The organism is Nocardioides kribbensis, assembly GCF_015070375.1.
GTDB lineage: Bacteria > Actinomycetota > Actinomycetes > Propionibacteriales > Nocardioidaceae > Nocardioides > Nocardioides kribbensis.
The window spans coordinates 69,385-87,457 of record NZ_JADCLL010000009.1; the positions used below are offsets into that span (position 1 = coordinate 69,385).

Genomic DNA, 18,073 nt, shown 5'->3' on the forward strand with positions numbered 1-18,073 from the left:
AGGGCCCCCGCCGGAGCGGGGGCCCTGCTGGTGGTGCGGGTGCTACGGGTGCTGCGGGTCGTGCGGGGCGGGACTCAGAAGTCCATGCCGCCCATGCCGCCGGAGGGGTCGCCACCCATGGGGGCGGCCTTCTCGGGCTTGTCGGCCACGACGGCCTCGGTGGTGAGGAAGAGCGCCGCGATGGAGGCGGCGTTCTGCAGCGCGCTGCGGGTCACCTTGGCGGGGTCGATGATGCCGGAGGCCAGCATGTCGACGTACTCGCCGGTCGCGGCGTTGAGGCCGTGGCCCGGGGTCAGGTTGCGCACCTTCTCCGCCACGACGCCGCCCTCGAGGCCGGCGTTGACCGCGATCTGCTTGAGCGGGGCCTCGGTGGCGTAGCGCACGATGTTGGCGCCGGTGGCCTCGTCGCCCTCGAGCTCGAGCTTGTCGAACGCGGTGGCCGACGCCTGCACCAGGGCCACGCCGCCGCCGGCGACGATGCCCTCCTCGACGGCCGCCTTGGCGTTGCGCACGGCGTCCTCGATGCGGTGCTTGCGCTCCTTGAGCTCGACCTCGGTGGCCGCGCCGACCTTGATGACGGCCACGCCGCCGGCCAGCTTGGCGAGGCGCTCCTGGAGCTTCTCGCGGTCGTAGTCGGAGTCGGACTTCTCGATCTCAGCGCGGATCTGGTTGACCCGGCCCTCGATCTGGGCGGCGTCGCCGGCGCCCTCGACGATCGTGGTCTCGTCCTTGGTGATGACGACCTTGCGGGCCTGGCCGAGCAGCTCGATGCCGGTCGACTCCAGCTTCAGGCCGACCTCCTCGGAGATGACCTGGCCGCCGGTGAGGATCGCGATGTCCTGCAGCATGGCCTTGCGGCGGTCGCCGAAGCCCGGGGCCTTGACGGCGACGGACTTGAAGGTGCCGCGGATCTTGTTGACGACCAGGGTCGACAGGGCCTCGCCGTCGGTGTCCTCGGCGATGATCAGCAGGGGCTTGCCCGACTGCATGACCTTCTCGAGGATCGGGAGCAGGTCCTTGACGCTGGAGACCTTCTGGTTGGCGATGAGGACGTAGGGGTCCTCGAGCACGGCCTCCATGCGCTCCATGTCGGTCGCGAAGTACGCCGAGATGTAGCCCTTGTCGAAGCGCATGCCCTCGGTCAGCTCGAGGTCGAGCCCGAAGGTGTTCGACTCCTCGACCGTGATGACGCCTTCCTTGCCGACCTTGTCCATCGCCTCGGCGATGATCTCGCCGACGGTGGTGTCAGCGGCGGAGATCGACGCGGTGGCGGCGATCTGCTCCTTGGTCTCGATCTCGGTGGCCATCGAGAGCAGCTGCTCCGAGACGGCGGCCACCGCGGCCTCGATGCCGCGCTTGAGACCCATCGGGTTGGCACCCGCGGCCACGTTGCGCAGGCCCTCGCGGACCATCGCCTGGGCGAGGACGGTGGCGGTGGTGGTGCCGTCGCCGGCGACGTCGTCGGTCTTCTTGGCGACCTCCTTGACGAGCTCGGCACCGATCTTCTCGTAGGGGTCCTCGAGCTCGATCTCCTTGGCGATGGAGACACCGTCGTTGGTGATCGTGGGGGCGCCCCACTTCTTCTCGAGGACGACGTTGCGCCCCTTGGGGCCGAGGGTCACCTTGACGGCGTCCGCGAGCGTGTTCATGCCACGCTCGAGGCCGCGTCGGGCCTCCTCGTTGAAAGCAATCAGCTTCGACATAACTCCTGCGATCCTTCGCATGGGACGTGCGTGGACGGACCGGCTCGTTGCCCGCGACGGACGATCTGGCCGATCCGGCGGACCCTTCCCGCCGACGCTGCAGACCTCAACCCGCCGGTCCTGATGTCTTGGCAGTCTCCAGAGGAGAGTGCCAGCATCATGTTTAGCACTCGCCCTGGGCGAGTGCAAGAAATCAGGAGGCGGTCGACGCGGCGCCGAGGGCGCCGACGACGACGTCGGCGAACGCCTCGGCGTTGCCCGGCACGAGGTCGAGGTAGAGCCCGGGCTCGATCAGCTCGACCTCGCTCACCGCCAGGGCGCCGTCGACCTCGAGCAGGTCGACGCGGGCGTAGGGCAGCGGGCGGCCGAAGCGCTCGCCCAGCCAGGCGGTCGCGCGCTCCGCGAGGTCGACCGCCGCGGGGTCGAGGGGCACCGGACGCGAGCTCCCGCCGTACTGCGGGTGGACGCGGAGGTCGTCGGAGGGAGCCACCTTGTCCACCTGCGAGACCACGGCGCCGTCGAGCACGAACAGCGAGCGCTCCCCCGTCGTGCGCACCGACGCCACCACCGGCTGCAGCAGCCAGGGACCGTCACCCAGGTCGGCCAGGCGGGGGTCGTCGGTGCGAGCGGCCACCACCAGGCCCACGCCGCCGGCGCCCGTGCGCGGCTTGAGCACGACCTCGCCGTGCTCGGCCAGGGCCGCGGCCAGCGCGACGGCGAGGTCGGTGTCGTCGACGAGCCGGGACGGCACGACGGGCAGGTCGACCGCGAGGTCGAGCAGGTAGGCCTTGTCGGCGTTCCAGGCGAAGACGTCGGCCCCGTTGAGCAGCGGCACCCGCCGGCCCACGCGCTCGGCCCAGGCCAGGAACTCCGGGAGCCGGCGGTGGTAGTCCCAGGTCGACCGCACGGCGACCAGGTCGGCCCCTGCCCAGTCGACGGTGTCGTCGGACCAGGAGACCCAGCGGGCCTCGATGCCGCGCCGGGCCAGGGCGGGCGGGAGCAGGTCGCCCCCGCGCTCGCCGTCGGGCAGGAGGTCGAAGGTGGCCAGCAGCACGGTCGTCACACCACGAGCCTGCCGCACCCGCGGGCTCAGCCCGGCGGCAGGGCCGGGGCGCGGTGACCGAACGGCACCTGCTCCGCGACGCCCAGGGCGGCCAGCACCGAGGGCAGCATCGCCTTGGCGGTGCGCTTGTAGCCCAGGGCGCTGGGGTGGAAGCGGTCGAGGCTGAACATCTCGTCGGGGTTGGTGATGAAGAACGGGCCCACGCAGTGCGCCAGCGACACCGCATGGGCCCCGGCGGCCACCGCCGCCGTCATCTGGGCGGCGGCCAGCTGCCGCGAGGCGCGCGAGCCCAGCGCCCGCAGCGGCTGCGGCACCGGGCGCAGCAGCCCGAGGTCGGGACACGTGCCGACCACCACCGCCGTGCCGCGCTCGCGCAGCAGCGCGATCGCCTCCTCGAGGTGCTTCACGCTGTCGGCCACGGGCACGCGGTGGGTCACGTCGTTGCCGCCGACGACGATGACGGCCACGTCGGCGCGGTACGACGCGGGCAGCCCGGCCAGCTGCGCGGTCAGCATCGAGCTCTCCGACCCGACCACCGCGCCCGTGCGCAGTCGCACCGACCGGTGGGTCGCCTTGGCCAGACCCTTGGCCAGCCGGCCGCCGAGGGTCTCCTTGGGCCGGTCGGCGCCCAGACCTGCCGCGATCGAGTCGCCGAGCAGCAGGAGCTGCACGGGGTCGCCGTAGGACTTCTTCCACGTGCGGTCGGCGTCGGGCGCCACCTCGCCCAGGGGCTTCCCGATCAGCCGGCGCGCGTGGTCGGCCTGGCGGTGGAGCAGCTCGCGCGCGCCGATCCCGAGCCCCCCGGTGGCCGCGCCGACCGCCGCGGCAGCCACACCGACCGCGACGAGCCGGTTGCGCGTCGAGCGGGCGTGGGTCGTGGAGGGGGCGTGGGGCATGGGGACGTTCAACCAGGTGCTCCTGAACGGGCGGTGTCGTGGGCGTGGAGGCGACGTGTCGCCCAGCCGGACCCCTCGACACGGACCCCGACCGCACCACGGTCGCAGACACCCCCGCATCGGGCCGCTTCCCCGGGAGCCGCACCTCGGCGCCGGGGGCCGACAGGGCTCAGCCGGTGCGGACCAGCGTGGTCCAGCCGTGGGGGTTGGTCCAGGCGTAGGTGCCGTCGGGATGCCGGGTGTAGCGCCAGGGTGGACTGCCCTCCGAGCCGGTCGTCTTCAATCGGTGGTGGTGGCGGCACAGCGGCGCGAGGTTGGAGGGGTGGGTTTGGCCGGGGCGTCCGCCGTGGTCGAGGGGTCGGTAGGGGGTGATGTGGTCGAGGTCGCAGCGGCGTGAGGGCACGGTGCAGCCGGGGAAGATGCAGCGGGGGTCGCGGATGGTGACGTGTTCGCGCATCCAGGGTGGTGGGTCGTGCCGGTCCACGGCGCCGGCGGTGGTGGGGTCGAGGTCGATGACGGGGCGTAGGTAGACCTTGGTGCCGGCCAGCCAGCGGCGCAGGGTGGTGGTGGAGACGACCCCGAGGCCTTCGACGACCGCGGTGCCGGGTGGTGGGCCGGTGCGGTCGATCTGGGACAGGTGGCTGGTCTCGTGGTGGCGGTGGACCGGGGAGGGGCGTAGGTCGGGTCCGGTGGTGCGGTACGGGTCGTCCGCGGGCTGCTCGTGCACTGGGTGCTCGTCGGTGGTGGGGTGGCTTCGAGACGCTCGCTGCGCTCGCTCCTCAGCCACCGGCGCCGGGGCCTGCCCGGCGGGCGTGATCTCGGGGTCGCCGCCGGCGGAGGCCTGGCTTCGAGACGCTCGCTGCGCTCGTTGCTCGGCCACCGGGGCCGGGGGCTGCTCCGCGGGGACGGTCTCGTGGTCGGTGGGGGTGGGGAGGTCCCGGGGGTCCGGTGGGGGTTCCTCGGCCGGGGCTTCGGTGGGTGGCGGGAAGTCCTCGTGAGCCGGGGGCCCCTCTCCACTCATGCGGGTGGCGTCGAGGGCGGCGAGGGTCTCGGCGCGTGCGAGGTCCTCGGGGTGCAGGTGGAGGTAGACCACCCGCTCCTTCGCAGTCGTGGGCTCCACCGAGTCCAGTGCCGTCAGTCCTTGGGCGCGGTCGGTGATCACCCCGATCGCGCGGGCCTTGCGGACCTCCAACGACTCGACCACTGCTCCGGTCGAGGTCTGGTGGCGTCCGAGCTCGGCGGCGGTGGCGCAGATCAGGTCGTGGAAGCGGGTGAGGTCCTGGGTGTCACCGAGCACCTCCAACCAGGAGGTGCCCGACGCGGAGCCGCGGTCGACGTCGTGGGTCACCCGGACGTTCCACCCACCGCGGGCTCGTTCTTCGAGGGCAGCCTGGGCGTGGGGGTCGTGCCTGGCCGCGGCTTCCGCGACGAACAGCTCGATGCGTCGCGCCCCGAGGCCTTGGACCTTCGCCCCGAGGGCGGCGACCTTGCGGTCGACGTACGCAGCCCCGGTGTCGTTGAGGACCTGGGTCTGGGAGGCGATCCGCCGCGCCCGCCAGCCGGGGAGGGTGAGGTCCTCCACCATCGCCCAGATGCGGGGCAGCCGGTGGACCAGCTCCATGACCTCGGCCAGGTTGCAGCCCGCATTCACTGGCGACATCTCCAACGCCAGGGCCAACGGCTCAGCCGCGAACTCGTCCAGCCCATGGCGCATCATGCCCGGCACCGACCAGGCGTAGGCCCGGTCGGGGTTCAGCGCTCCCCAGCGGGCCATGACCCGCAGGGTGCGACGCTCCGCGGCGCGAACCGACCTCGCCGTGTCGGCGGCGTACTCCAGGACGTCATCGGCCTCGAGGGACTCCACGTCGACCACAGCGCCGGTGGTGTCGAGGTCGAGGAGCATGCGTCTAGTTTATTCGAACAGGTATTCGATGACTAGGTCTGTCGGTGGATCTGTGGAGAGGGTTGCGCTGTCGCGTGAGGGTGGTTTCGAGACGGTCGCTGGCGCTCCCTCCTCAACCACCGTGGTGCTGGCGCTCCCGCCTCGACCACCGGGGCGCGGGCGCTCCCGCCTCGACCACCGGGGCGCGGGCGCTCCCGCCTCGACCACCGGGGCGCGGGCGCTCCCGCCTCGACCACCGGGGCGCGGGCGCTCCCGCCTCGACCACCGGGGCGCGGGCGCTCCCTGCTCGACCACCGGGGCGCAGGCGCTCCCTGCTCGACCACCGGGGCGCAGGCGCTCCCTGCTCGACCACCGGGGCGCAGGCGCTCCCTGCTCGACCACCGGGGCACAGGAGGTGCCGCCTCGACCGCCGCTCCGAGCAGGGAGCGGATCGGGTCAGCCGCCGGCGACGGCAGGGATGACCGAGACCTGGGTGCCGTCGGGGGTGGGGGTGGCGAGGTCGTCGAGGAAGCGGACGTCCTCGCTGCCGACGTAGACGTTGACGAAGCGGCGCAGCTTGCCGTTGTCGTCGAGCACCCGGGCGCGGATGCCGGCGTACTGCGTCTCGAGGTCGTCGAGCACGTCGGCCAGGGTGGCGCCGGAGGCGGTCACCTCGGACTCACCACCGGTGTAGGTGCGCAGGATCGTGGGGACGCGGACGGACACGCTCATGGGGTCGATCTCCTGGTGCTGGTGCGGCGAGGGCTGGGAGGGGTGCGGCGGACCGGCCGGTCAGGCGATGCCGGTGGCGGTGAACGCCGCGTAGGACGCGTCGATCGTGGCGGCCGGGCCGACCTGGTCGGAGACGGCGTCGAGGGTCTTCAGGCCCATGCCGGTGTTGATGACGACGGTCTCGAGGGTGGGGTCGAGCTGACCGGTCTCGACGAGCTTCTTCAGCACACCGACGGTCGTGCCGCCGGCGGTCTCGGTGAAGATGCCCTCGTGGCGGGCCAGCAGCAGGATGCCCTCGCGGACCTCGTCGTCGGTGATGTCCTCGACCGCGCCGCCGGTGCTGCGGCAGATGTCGAGCACGTAGATGCCGTCGGCGGGGTTGCCGATGGCCAGGCTCTTGGCGATGGTGTCGGGCTTCACCGGGCGGATCGCGTCGACCTCGGCCTTGTAGGCGGTCGAGACCGGCGAGCAGCCGGTGGCCTGGGCGCCGAAGATCTTGACCGGCTTGTCCTCGACCAGACCGAGGCGCACGAGCTCGCCGAAGGCCTTGTGCACCTTCGTCAGCTGCGAGCCCGAGGCCACGGGGATGACGACCTGGTCGGGCAGGCGCCAGCCGAGCTGCTCGGCGATCTCGTAGCCCAGGGTCTTGGAGCCCTCGGCGTAGAAGGGACGGACGTTGACGTTGACGAACGCCCAGCCGTCCTCCTCGCCCGCGATCTCGGAGGCCAGCTTGTTGACGTCGTCGTAGTTGCCGTTCACCGCGACGAGGGAGTCGGTGTAGACCGCGGAGTTGACCTGCTTGGGCTTCTCGAGGTTGCTCGGGATGAAGACTACGGTCTTGATCCCGGCGCGGGCGCCCGCCGCGGCGACGGCGTTGGCCAGGTTGCCCGTCGAGGGGCAGGCGAAGACCTTCGAGTGGAACTCGGTGGCGGCGCTCAGCGCGCAGGCCACGACGCGGTCCTTGAAGGAGTTGGTGGGGTTGGTGCTGTCGTCCTTGACCCACAGCTTCTCCAGGCCGAGCTCGCGGCCGAGGTTGCGGGCCTGGAGCAGGCGGGTGAAGCCCGGCTCCATGTTGGGGCTCTGCTCGATGTCGTCGGGCACCGGCAGCAGCGCCTTGTAGCGCCAGATGTTGCGGGGGCCGGCCTCGATCTCCTCGCGCGTCACGACCGGGAAGTCGTAGGACACCTCGAGCGGACCGAAGCACTCCGGACAGGCGTAGTGGGGGCCGAGCTCGACCTCGTTGCCGCACTCGCGGCAGGCGAGGGCCCGGGCGTTGCCGAACGCACCCTCACGGATCCCGGGCTGGTCGGCCGGGGTGGGCTGGGCGGTCTCTACTTCAGCGACGGTGCTCACGCGTCCTCCTTCTCATCTTCCCCGGCTGCGACTCTCGCGCCGGGCGGAATTGGCACCGTCTCCACGTCCGTGTCCCCGATGTGCCGGGTGGCGGAGGCTCGTGGCGGTTGCCGGGACTTCACTGGGCCGTTCCCTCAGTCCCTCTGGATGAGCTGTTGAAAACAGTACGACGCCGTCTCAGCATGCGCACATCGGTCCCGCGATGTGGACCCGCCCACCGGGGTGAGACGTACGCCGGGCGCGCGTCGTTCACCGGCGGGCCGCCCGCAGCGGGGCCGGCGTTCACCGTCGCGGTGGAGCGTCGCAGGGCTGGCCCGCGGCGGCCGGCTCCCCCACGTCTCGAGGAGAGCGACAGTGAGCACGCACGACGGCCACACCCACGACCCCCACCACCCGCACGACCACTCCCACGACCACTCCCACGGGCACACCCACCACCGCCACACCACCGACGAGGCCACCGCGCTGACGTCGGCGGCGCTGGCGAGCGACACCGCCGACACCGACCTCTCCCCCGGCGAGCTGTCACGGCGCAACCTGCTGCGCGCGGCCGGCCTCACCGGCGCGGCGGCGGCCGGCATGGCCGGCATGAGCGGCGTCACCGCGGCCACGGCGGAGGAGGCCGCCCGGCGCGGCCCCGGCCCCTCCGGCGGCGCGGTCACGCAGTGGCTGGCCGGCGACCACCACATCCACACCCAGCACAGCTCCGACGGGCAGTACACCGTGCTCGACCAGGCCCAGCACGCGGCGGCCTACGGCCTGGACTGGCTGGTCATCACCGACCACGGCGGCGCCACCCACGCCCGCATCGGCGTCGACCTGGTCAACCCCGACATCCTCGACGCCCGCGCCGAGCTGCCCGGCACCCTGGTCTTCCAGGGCCTGGAGTGGAACATCCCCGCCGCCGAGCACGGCACGGTCTTCGTCGCTCCGGGTCCGCACGAGGTCGCGGTGCTCAAGCAGTTCGAGAACGACTACGACGGCTCGGTCAAGGGCGCGTCCGCCAGCAGCCCGGAGAACGAGGCGCTGGCCGTGGCCGGCATCCAGTGGCTGGGCCGGCAGGTCAGCCGCAAGCGGGTCACCGACGCGCTCTTCCTGGCCAACCACCCCGCCCGCAACGGCATCGACAGCCCCCACGAGATCCGCGCCTGGCGCGACGCCGACCCGAGCGTGGCCATCGGCTTCGAGGGTGCGCCCGGCCACCAGGCCGCCGGTCTGCCCGAGGGCTACGGCGCCGGCTCCTCGCGCGGCTACTACGGCAACGCGCCCGGCCCGAACTCCTTCGCCGCCTACCCGCCCGAGAGCTACCGCACGTGGGGCGGCTTCGACTGGATGACCTCCACCGTCGGCGGGCTGTGGGACTCCCTGCTGGCCGAGGGCAAGCCCTGGTCGATCAGCGCCAACTCCGACTCCCACGTCAACTGGACCGACACCTCGCGGCGCCCCGACGGCTCCACCTCCGAGCAGTTCAACGCCGACGGCCGCTACGGCGACCCGGTCTACGCCGGCCGGGTCAACACCACCGCGGGCGACTTCTGGCCCGGCTTCTACAGCCGCACCCACGTCGGCACGACCTCGCGGTCCTACCGCGCGGTGATGAAGGGCATGCGCGACGGGCGGGTGTGGGTCGACCACGGCGGCCTGGTGAAGTCGGTCGACGTCAAGGTGGTCGCGACGCGGGGCAACGGACGGCGCCCCGGGCGGCTCACCGAGACCCTTGGCGGCACGCTGGTCGCCCCGCGCGGCGCCCGCCTCAGCCTGGTCGTGACCATCACCGCCCAGGACGTCCCGAACTGGGCGATGTTCACCCCCCGGCTCAACCGCGTCGACCTCGTGCGCGGCGTCGTGGACCCGGCCTCGGCCAGCGACCGCGACACCTTCACCGCCCCCGACACCAAGGTCGTGGAGCAGTGGGACACGTCGGCGCGCACCGGCACCTTCCAGATCCGCCACGACCTCGGCACGGCCGAGGAGGCCTTCTACGTGCGCCTGCGCGGCACCGACGGCAACCGCCAGCAGCCGGGCTACCTCGGCGCCGGCGTCGACCCGGCCGGTCCCGCGCTCGACGTCATGGGCGACGCCGACCCGTGGGTGGACCTGTGGTTCTACACGAACCCGATCTGGGTCGTCCCGGCGAGGTGACCCCGCCCCTGCGCACCACGCTGGGCGTCGACGGCGGCACCCGCGACCACGGCGCCGCCGAGCACCTCGTCCACGCGGTGGGCGAGGTGCTCGCGCAGGTCGCCGGCACCGGGACGGACCGCTGGGCCAGCACCCACGTGGTGCGCGTGCCCGACGCGCACACCGCGGTCGCCCTCTCCTGGGCCGACCCCGGCGAGGGCGCGGGACCCCCCGCCCGGGCCGACGTGCTCTGCCGTCTGGCCGAAGCCCTGCCCGGGGTCGCGCTGGTGCTCGACGGCGCCAGCGCCGGGCCGCCCGAGCTGCTCGGCGGCGCCCGGGCGGCACTGAGCGAGCACCGCGCCCGGCGGGCGGGGCGGCTGGTCGACTACCCCGGCCGCGCCGCCGTCGAGCGGGTCACCACGCCGGCCGCCGTCGAGGCCGACAGCGGCGTCGACGCCGTGGAGGGCCTGGCCGGGAGCGACGTACGCCGCGACGCGGCGCTCGACCTCACCGGCTTCGCCCGGCCGGTGTGGCGCGAGGGCCGGTGCGTGCTCCTCGTGCAGCCGGGTCGTGGCGGCCTGGTCGCCTTCGAGCAGCGCGTGCAGATCCCCTGCTGCTCGGCGCACTGAGCCGCCCGGTCCAGGAGGGCACGGCCCGGGGCGGGCGGCGGTGTCAGGCCCGCGAGTCGCGCGCGTCGGCGGTGAGCTGGGCCAGCAGCGCGAGGACGCCCTCGGGCCCGGCGACCACGACGTCGGACATCGCGACGAGCGTGCTCTCCTCGTCGCTGGCCGAGCACACCCGCAGCGTCGGCAGCCCCGCGTCGTCGAGCGCGCCGACGGCCTCGAAGGCCTCGACGTCGCCGAGGTCGTCGCCGGCGAAGAGGAAGCCACCAGCGCCCAGCTCCTCGACCAGTCGCTCGACCACCAGCCCCTTGTGCATGCCCGCCGAGCGCACCTCGATCACGTGGCGGCCGGGCTCGACGCTGAGGTCGTGGCTGCGGGCGAGGTCGCCCACGGGGCCGAGCAGCGCCTCGAAGGCCGCGTCGGGGTCGGGCAGGCGGCGGGTGTGCACGGCCACCGCGAGGCCCTTGTCCTCCAGCCAGGCCTCCCCCGCGCCGGCGCTGCGCAGCGTGCGGGGCAGGTCGCGCAGGAAGGTGGCCAGGCCGTGCGGCGGGCGCGGGCCGACCACGCGGCGCCGCGTGGAGCTCCAGCGCTCGTTGCCGTACTGGCCGAAGACGTAGAGCTCCTTGCCGGCCTCGCCGACGGCGTTGCCGACCTCCTCGAGCCCGCCGAGGTCGAGGGCCTGGCGCGCGGGCCGCCCGGTCACGACGGCGACCGCGCAGACCTGCGTGGCCAGGTCGACCAGCACCGCGCTGGCGTCGGGGTGGATGTGGGCCTGCTCGGGGTCGTCGACGATGGGCGACAGCGTGCCGTCGAAGTCCAGGCCCACGACGGTCTCGGCGGCGGCGCGGACCAGGGCGGCGTAGCGCTGCTCGCCCCGGGTCGAGGTGAACTCCATGGACCCAGCCAACCACGCCCCCGCGCTCAGGACAGGGGCGCGGTGAGGATCAGGGTGAGGCGGTCGGGCTTCATGACGCCGACCGCCGGCATGGTGCGGTCCACGCCGAGGTCGAGGGCGAGCAGCTCACCCTCGCGCTTGAGGCCGGCGGGGTAGTAGACGGTGGTGGCCGGCACGGTGCCGTACCAGTTGTCGGTGCCGACGACCTGCCAGCCGACGTCGGAGGCGCTGGCGCCCGCCTCGGCGGCCAGGCCGGAGATGCTCGAGTTGTTGTAGACCTCGACGTAGACCGTGCTGCGCTCCACGGCGGGCTTCGGCTTCTTCGTCTTCTCCGGCTCCGCCGGCTCGGTCGCCTCGTCGGCCTCGGGCGTGGCGCTCGGCGAGGGGCTGGCCTCCTCGCGCGCGATCGGGGTGATCTCGCGCTCGGTGGGCTCGCTGCCCTGGGTCGCGAAGAACGCCACGGCCGCCATCGCGACGGCGATGATGGAGAGGATCACCACGGGCGAGGGGTAGACGACGCCTCGCTGGTCACGCACCCGCATGGGAGCTCCCTGTCAGGGTCTGGTCGTGCTGGGGAAGGGGTCAGACCTCGAAGCCGAGGCGGCGCGCCGAGCGCTGGCGCTGACGGGCGGCCCGCAGCCGCCGCAGCCGCCGCACGAGCAGCGGGTCGGCCTCGAGCGCCTCGGGGCGGTCGATGAGGGCGTTGAGGACCTGGTAGTAGCGCGTGGAGCTCATGTCGAACTTCTCGCGCACCGCCGACTCCTTGGCGCCGGCGAACTTCCACCACTGCCGCTCGAACTCGAGGATGTCGCGGTCGCGCTCGCTGAGCGCGGCGGGGCCGGGGTCGCGCTGGGTGTCTCGCTGCGGCTCCATGCGTTGCGCTCCGGAAGGTCGTGGTGGGGGTGGCCGGGGCTCACTGTAGTCGCCGAACCACAACGGTGTCATTCGAACCGCCGCCGGACCCGCCGCGCGTCGCGCTCCTAGGGTGGGGCCCATGAGCGCCCCCACCCCGACGCCCGACGCCGCCCCGGTCCCCGAGCTGCGGTGGGGCTTCCTGGCCACCGGCAAGATCGCGCGGAGCGTGGCCCAGGACCTCGCGCTCACCCCGGGCGCCCGGCTGGTGGCCGTGGGCTCGCGCCGCCAGGAGGCGGCCGAGGAGTTCGCCGATTGGTACGCCGCGATCGGCCCCCGGCCGACCGCCCACGGCTCCTACGAGGCCCTCGTGGCCGACCCCGAGGTCGACGTCGTCTACGTCGCCTCCCCCCACGCCCTCCACCTCGAGCACGCCCGCCTGGCCTTCGAGGCCGGCAAGCACGTGCTGTGCGAGAAGCCGCTGACCCTCGACGCCGCCCAGGCCGAGGAGATGGTGCGCCTGGCCGGCGAGCACGACCGCTTCCTCATGGAGGCGATGTGGACCGCGACCCACCCCGTCGTGCGGGAGGTCGCGGCCCGGCTGGCCTCCGGCGAGCTCGGCACGCCGCGCCACCTCCACGCCGAGCTCGGCTTCCGCGTCGACGCCGATCCCAGCGACCGGATGCTCGACCCCGCGCTGGGGGCCAGCGCCCTGCTCGACATGGGCATCTACCCCCTCACCGTGGCCCACCTGCTGCTCGGGGAGGCCGAGGCCCTCACCGCGACCGCCACGCTCTCCGAGGGCGGCATCGACCTCGACATCGCGGTCGCCGGTCGCTACCCCGGCGGCGCCCTGGCCACGATGACCGCGTCGATGACGTCGTGGTCCTCGCGCGCCGCCGCCGTCGCCACCAGCCTCGGCCGCGTCGACCTGCCCGACTTCCACCACCCGGCCGCCGCCACCTTCACGCCGTACGCCGAGGGCAGCAGCAACGACGGCGGCGGGCTGGGCGAGGTGCTGCTCCTCGAGGGCGCCGAGCCGGTCGTCGGGCGCGGCTACGGCAACGAGCTGCTCGAGGTGGCGCGCTGCGTCGCGGCGGGGCTGCGCGAGAGCCCGCTGGTGCCGCACGCCCAGACCCTCGCCCTGCTGCGGCAGATGGACGACCTGCGCGCGCAGGTCGGTGTGCGCTTCCCCCACGAGCGCTGACCCCGCGCCCCCCCTCCGATCCGCCCCCGATCCACCCCACCGGGGGGACGCGCCGCCCCCGAGGACTGACTAGGGTCGCCCCGTGCCCTACGACCTCGTCATCGTCGCCAACCGCCTGCCGGTCGACCGGGTCACCCAGCCCGACGGGTCCTCGGGCTGGCGCACCTCCCCCGGCGGCCTCGTGACCGCCATCGAGCCCGTGATGCGCGCCAACGACGGCGTGTGGATCGGCTGGCCCGGCGGCACCGAGGAGGGCCTGGAGCCCTTCGAGCACGACGGCCTCGAGCTGGTGCCGATGTCGATGACCCAGGCCGACATCGAGGGCTTCTACGAGGGCTTCTCCAACGGCACCCTCTGGCCGCTCTACCACGACCTCGTGGCCAAGCCGGAGTTCCACCGCGAGTGGTGGGACTCCTACGTCCACGTCAACCAGCGCTTCGCCGAGAAGGCCGCGTCGCTGGCCGCCGAGGACGCCACGGTCTGGGTCCACGACTACCAGCTGCAGCTGGTGCCGCAGATGCTGCGCACGCTGCGCCCCGACCTGCGCATCGGCTTCTACCTCCACATCCCCTTCCCGCCCGCGGAGCTCTTCCAGCAGCTGCCGTGGCGCCGCCAGCTGCTCGAGGGCCTGCTCGGCGCCGACCTGGTCGGCTTCCAGCTGCCGGGGGCGGCGCAGAACTTCGTGCGCCTCGTGCGCCAGCGCGTGGGCCACAAGACCCACCGCGACCTCGTCTACCTGCCCGACGGCCGCACCGTGCGGGCCTCGCCCTTCCCGATCTCCATCGACGCGGCCGGCTTCGAGGAGATGGCGCGCTCCGAGCCGGTCGTCGCGCGCGCCGCGGAGATCCGCGAGGCGCTCGGCGACCCGCGCAAGGTCTTCCTCGGCATCGACCGGCTCGACTACACCAAGGGCATCTTCGCCCGGCTGCGCGCCTACGCCGAGCTGATCGAGGACGGCCAGCTCGACGTCGAGGACGCCGTGTTCGTGCAGGTGGCCGTGCCCTCGCGCGAGCAGGTGGAGGAGTACCGGATCCTGCGCGACGAGATCGACCGGCTGGTCGGCCGCATCAACGGCGACCTGGGCCGCATCGGCCGCCCGGCGATCTCCTACCTGCACTCCTCCTACCCCCGCGAGGAGATGGCCGCGCTCTACACCGCCGCCGACGTCATGGTCGTCACGCCCTACCGCGACGGCATGAACCTCGTGGCCAAGGAGTACGTCGCCTGCCGCTACGACAACGACGGCGCCCTGGTGCTCTCGGAGTTCGCCGGCGCCGCCGACGAGCTGCGCCAGGCGTGGCTGGTCAACCCCTACGACATCAACGGCATGAAGTCGGCGCTGCTGGAGGCCTTCAACGCCGAGCCCCGCGAGACCACCCGGCGGATGAAGGCGATGCGCAAGACCGTCACCCAGCACGACGTGGCGGCGTGGGCGGCCTCCTTCATGTCGGAGCTCTCCGACGTCGGCACCCACGGCAAGGCGGTCAAGCCGGCCCGCCGCTCGTGACCCCCGGGGTAACTTTCGCAGCATGGATCTGATCCCCAAGCCCGATCAGGTCGTCTCCGCGGCCGGCAACGTCGCCCACAAGGTCCTCTACGGCGGCCTGGCCGACCTGCGACCGATGCCGCGCACCCTCATCGACGAGGGCACGCTGCGCGAGGTCTACCACTACCGGCCCGCCGCCGCGGTCAAGCAGACGGGCGACCCGGTGCTGCTGGTGACGCCGCTGGCGGCGCCCGCGACCTGCTACGACCTGCGCCGCGGCTGCTCGCTGGTCGAGCACTTCGTGCGCGCCGGCCGCCCGACCTACCTGGTGGAGTACGGCCAGGTCTCCTTCCGCGACCGGGCCCTGGGCATGGAGCACTGGGTGGAGGAGGTCGTGCCCACCGCCGTGCGCGAGGCGTCGGCCCACGCGGGCGGGCGCCCGGTGCACGTGGTGGGCTGGAGCCTGGGCGGCATCTTCTCGATGCTCGCGGCCGCGGGCTCCCCCGACCTGCCCATCGCCTCGCTCACCGTGGTCGGCTCCCCGGTCGACGTCAGGCTGGTGCCGCTGGTGGCGCCGCTGCGCCCGCTGCTCAACCTCAGCGACGGCCGAGGCCTCGTCACGCGGGGCTACCAGGCCCTCGGGGGCGCCCCGAAGCCGCTGGTGCGCTGGGCCTTCCAGCTCTCGTCGTTCCAGAAGGTCGTCACCAAACCGCTCGCGGTGGCCCGCAACCTCGACGACGGGGAGTGGCTGGCCCAGATCGAGGCGGTCGACCGCTTCACCGACGGCATGATCGCCTACCCCGGGCGCACCTTCGGCCAGCTCTACCACCGCTTCGTCAAGGGCAACGCCCTGGTCGGCGGCACCTTCGAGGTCGAGGGACGCACCCTCGACCTCGCCGACATCGACGTGCCCGTGCTCGTCTTCGCCGGCGCCACCGACGGCATCGCCCCGGTGCCCGCGGTCAAGGCCGTCGTGCCGCTGCTGTCGGGCTCGCCCGAGGTCCGCTTCGAGATCGTGCCCGGCGGCCACCTCGGCATGCTCACCGGTCGCGCGGCCCGGGGGACGACGTGGGTCGCGCTCGACGAGTGGATCGCCCAGTGGTCCTCCGACGCCGCCGGGGCGACCCCCTCCGGCGCTGGGTAGCGTCGCGGCATGAGCGCACTCGCCGGACTCGTGGAGAAGGGCCTCATGGCCCCCGACTGGGCCGAGGCGCTGGCCCCGGTGGACGCGCAGGTGGCGGCGATGGGGGCCTTCCTGCGCGAGGAGGTGGCGGCGGGCCGCGGCTACCTGCCCGCCGGCGAGCACGTCTTCCGCGCCTTCCAGCGGCCGCTGGCCGACGTGCGGGTGCTCGTGGTGGGCCAGGACCCCTACCCCACGCCGGGGCACCCGATCGGGCTCAGCTTCGCCGTCGACCCCCACGTGCGGCCGGTCCCGCGCAGCCTGGCCAACGTCTACGCCGAGCTGCGCAGCGACGTCGGCGTCGAGCCGCCGCCGCACGGCGACCTGACGGCCTGGGCCGACGCCGGGGTCATGCTGCTCAACCGCGTGCTGACGGTGCGGCCCGGGGAGTCGGCCTCGCACCGCCGCAAGGGCTGGGAGCAGGTCACCGACGCGGCGATCGCGGCGCTGGCGGCCCGCGGCGGGCCGCTGGCCGCGATCCTGTGGGGCCGCGACGCCCAGTCGCTGCGCCCCGCCCTGGGTGACGTGCCGGCGGTGGAGTCGGTGCACCCCTCGCCGCTCTCGGCGAGCCGGGGCTTCTTCGGCTCCCGCCCCTTCTCGACGGTCGACCGGATGCTCGTCGAGCAGGGCGGCTCCCCGGTGGCGTGGACGCTTCCGATGGAATAATGTTGAATCATCAACCATTGACCTGGACGTGACCATGCCCGACGCAGCAGCACCCTCCGCCCCACCCGCGCCCGCCACCGGACGCATGCCCGCCCTCTACATCGGCCACGGTGCGCCGCCGCTGCTCGACGACCCGCTGTGGTCCTCGCAGCTGGCCGCCTGGGCCGGGGACCTGCCGCGCCCCACCGCCGTGCTCATCGTCAGCGCCCACTGGGAGTCGGCCCCGATCAGCCTGAGCGCCAGCGGCGCCCCGCTGGTCTATGACTTCGGCGGCTTCGACCCGAAGTACTCGCGGATGACCTACCGCACCCCCGACGCCAGCGCGCTGGCCGCCCGGGTCGCGGCCATGATGCCCGCGGGCGAGCCGGTGCACCAGCACACCTCCCGCGGCCTCGACCACGGTGCGTGGGTGCCGCTGAAGGTCATGTACCCCGACGCCGACGTGCCCGTGCTGCAGATGTCGCTGCCCACCCACGACCCGGCCCGCCTGCTGGCGATCGGCGAGCGGCTGCGCCCGCTGCGCGACGAGGGTGTCCTGGTGATCGGCTCGGGCTTCCTCACCCACGGCCTGCCCTTCCTGCGCGACTTCCGCATCGACGCCGAGGCCCCTGCCTGGTCGCAGGACTTCGACGCGTGGGCCGCGGAGGCGCTCGCCCGCGGCGACGTCGACGAGCTCGCGGCCTACGCCGACCGCGCACCGGGCCTGCCCTGGGCCCACCCCACGGTCGAGCACCTCTCGCCGCTCTTCGTGACCCTCGGTGCGGCCACCCGCGCCGACGACCCCGGCGAGCAGCGCATCGACGGCTTCTGGATCGGGCTCTCCAAGCGCTCGCTCCAGGTGGCCTGACCCGGGTCCGCCGCCTCAGCCCGGCTCGGGCTCGAGGGGGCGGTCGCTCCACGCGTGGCGCTCCACGCCGTCGTTGGCGTCGACACGGGGCCCGCGGTCGACCAGGCCGACGGCTGCGGCGACGCGCGCCGAGGCCGTGTTGGCGGCCAGCACGTAGGCCACCACGGGGCTGGTGGGGTCGGCCAGGCGTGCGGCCTCCACGCCGGCCGCGGCCAGCTCCGTCGCCAGGCCCCGGCCCCACTGCCCGGTGGCCACGCGGTAGCTGAGGTTCCACGCGCCGCTGCGGTGGCGCTGGGCGCCGCCGAGGCCCACCACGTCGCCGGTGCGCAGGTCGCGGGCGGTCCAGTAGGACAGCCCGTCGGCGGGCCACCGCGCGGCAGCGCGCTCGGCGTACGCCCGGGTGCGGGCGAGGTCGACGTGGCGTGCCGCGGGGTCGAACCACCACCCGCGCGGGTCGGAGAGGACCGCGAAGAGCTGCTCGGCGTCGTCGGGTCCCATCGCGGTGAGCGCGAGTCGCGCGGTGGAGCGCGTGCGCAGGTCGGGAGCCGGGGGCACGCCCCCAGGCTC

The 18,073-nt window shown here is 73.7% G+C and carries 17 protein-coding genes and 1 riboswitch; of the genes, 7 read left to right on the top strand and 10 right to left on the bottom strand.

Going from position 1 to position 18,073, the window contains the following annotated elements:
• Nucleotides 1–74 precede the first annotated feature (74 nt).
• From groL to thrC, 6 genes are all read right to left on the bottom strand, one after another.
• Nucleotides 75–1,703: a chaperonin GroEL gene (gene groL / locus IR170_RS17430; protein ID WP_056865829.1), complete on the bottom strand. Its 1,629-nt coding sequence runs from the start codon at nucleotides 1,701–1,703 to the stop codon at nucleotides 75–77.
• A 193-nt stretch (nucleotides 1,704–1,896) separates the two neighbouring features.
• The gene (locus tag IR170_RS20460; RefSeq protein WP_193666207.1) at nucleotides 1,897–2,766 is read right to left on the bottom strand and encodes an ATP-grasp domain-containing protein; all 870 of its coding nucleotides are present in this window, start codon (nucleotides 2,764–2,766) and stop codon (nucleotides 1,897–1,899) included.
• A 26-nt stretch (nucleotides 2,767–2,792) separates the two neighbouring features.
• Nucleotides 2,793–3,662 (bottom strand): SGNH/GDSL hydrolase family protein, encoded by an 870-nt coding sequence (locus tag IR170_RS17440; RefSeq protein WP_193666208.1) that lies wholly within the window; start codon nucleotides 3,660–3,662, stop codon nucleotides 2,793–2,795.
• A gap of 169 nt (nucleotides 3,663–3,831) precedes the next feature.
• Nucleotides 3,832–5,565: an HNH endonuclease signature motif containing protein gene (locus IR170_RS17445; RefSeq protein WP_193666209.1), complete on the bottom strand. Its 1,734-nt coding sequence runs from the start codon at nucleotides 5,563–5,565 to the stop codon at nucleotides 3,832–3,834.
• Between the two features lie 435 nt (nucleotides 5,566–6,000).
• On the bottom strand, nucleotides 6,001–6,276 hold the full coding sequence (locus IR170_RS17450; RefSeq protein WP_056863510.1) for a MoaD/ThiS family protein: 276 nt from the start codon (nucleotides 6,274–6,276) through the stop codon (nucleotides 6,001–6,003).
• Between the two features lie 60 nt (nucleotides 6,277–6,336).
• Nucleotides 6,337–7,629 carry a threonine synthase gene (gene thrC / locus IR170_RS17455; protein ID WP_082500124.1) on the bottom strand — a complete coding sequence of 431 codons (1,293 nt, stop codon included), beginning with the start codon at nucleotides 7,627–7,629 and terminating at the stop codon, nucleotides 6,337–6,339.
• A 9-nt stretch (nucleotides 7,630–7,638) separates the two neighbouring features.
• Nucleotides 7,639–7,783, bottom strand: a riboswitch (SAM riboswitch).
• A 200-nt stretch (nucleotides 7,784–7,983) separates the two neighbouring features.
• Here thrC and IR170_RS17460 point away from each other — a divergent pair.
• A complete protein-coding gene (locus IR170_RS17460) occupies nucleotides 7,984–9,771 on the top strand; it encodes a PHP domain-containing protein (protein ID WP_193666210.1) in 1,788 nt (595 codons plus the stop codon).
• Entirely contained in the window at nucleotides 9,768–10,379 is a 612-nt protein-coding gene (locus IR170_RS17465) for a beta/alpha barrel domain-containing protein (protein ID WP_193666211.1), read from the top strand. Before IR170_RS17460 ends, IR170_RS17465 begins: the two co-directional genes overlap by 4 nt.
• A 43-nt stretch (nucleotides 10,380–10,422) precedes the next feature.
• Here IR170_RS17465 and otsB read toward each other — a convergent pair whose 3' ends face one another.
• From otsB to IR170_RS17480, 3 genes are read right to left on the bottom strand one after another with little or no spacing between them, the layout of a single operon-like run.
• Complete coding sequence (gene otsB, locus IR170_RS17470) at nucleotides 10,423–11,268, bottom strand: trehalose-phosphatase (protein WP_193666212.1); 846 nt, start codon at nucleotides 11,266–11,268, stop codon at nucleotides 10,423–10,425.
• Nucleotides 11,269–11,294: 26 nt separating this feature from the next.
• Nucleotides 11,295–11,810 carry a LytR C-terminal domain-containing protein gene (locus tag IR170_RS17475; protein ID WP_193666213.1) on the bottom strand — a complete coding sequence of 172 codons (516 nt, stop codon included), beginning with the start codon at nucleotides 11,808–11,810 and terminating at the stop codon, nucleotides 11,295–11,297.
• Between the two features lie 40 nt (nucleotides 11,811–11,850).
• A complete protein-coding gene (locus IR170_RS17480) occupies nucleotides 11,851–12,141 on the bottom strand; it encodes a DUF3263 domain-containing protein (protein ID WP_056863505.1) in 291 nt (96 codons plus the stop codon).
• A 121-nt stretch (nucleotides 12,142–12,262) separates the two neighbouring features.
• On the opposite strand from IR170_RS17480, the gene IR170_RS17485 reads away from it, so the two are divergent.
• From IR170_RS17485 to IR170_RS17505, 5 genes are all read left to right on the top strand, one after another.
• On the top strand, nucleotides 12,263–13,327 hold the full coding sequence (locus IR170_RS17485) for a Gfo/Idh/MocA family protein (RefSeq protein WP_193666214.1): 1,065 nt from the start codon (nucleotides 12,263–12,265) through the stop codon (nucleotides 13,325–13,327).
• An 82-nt stretch (nucleotides 13,328–13,409) separates the two neighbouring features.
• The gene (locus IR170_RS17490) at nucleotides 13,410–14,834 is read left to right on the top strand and encodes an alpha,alpha-trehalose-phosphate synthase (UDP-forming) (RefSeq protein ID WP_056903450.1); all 1,425 of its coding nucleotides are present in this window, start codon (nucleotides 13,410–13,412) and stop codon (nucleotides 14,832–14,834) included.
• 22 nt (nucleotides 14,835–14,856) lie between these two features.
• Nucleotides 14,857–15,957 (top strand): alpha/beta fold hydrolase, encoded by a 1,101-nt coding sequence (locus IR170_RS17495; protein WP_227489516.1) that lies wholly within the window; start codon nucleotides 14,857–14,859, stop codon nucleotides 15,955–15,957.
• A gap of 9 nt (nucleotides 15,958–15,966) precedes the next feature.
• Nucleotides 15,967–16,659, top strand: a complete 693-nt coding sequence (locus IR170_RS17500) for a uracil-DNA glycosylase (protein ID WP_193666215.1) — start codon at nucleotides 15,967–15,969, stop codon at nucleotides 16,657–16,659.
• Between the two features lie 34 nt (nucleotides 16,660–16,693).
• Nucleotides 16,694–17,506: a dioxygenase family protein gene (locus IR170_RS17505; RefSeq protein ID WP_227489553.1), complete on the top strand. Its 813-nt coding sequence runs from the start codon at nucleotides 16,694–16,696 to the stop codon at nucleotides 17,504–17,506.
• Between the two features lie 15 nt (nucleotides 17,507–17,521).
• On the opposite strand, the gene IR170_RS17510 is transcribed toward IR170_RS17505, so the two are convergent.
• Nucleotides 17,522–18,061, bottom strand: coding sequence for a GNAT family N-acetyltransferase (locus IR170_RS17510; protein WP_193666216.1), 540 nt, complete (start codon nucleotides 18,059–18,061; stop codon nucleotides 17,522–17,524).
• Nucleotides 18,062–18,073 lie beyond the last annotated feature (12 nt).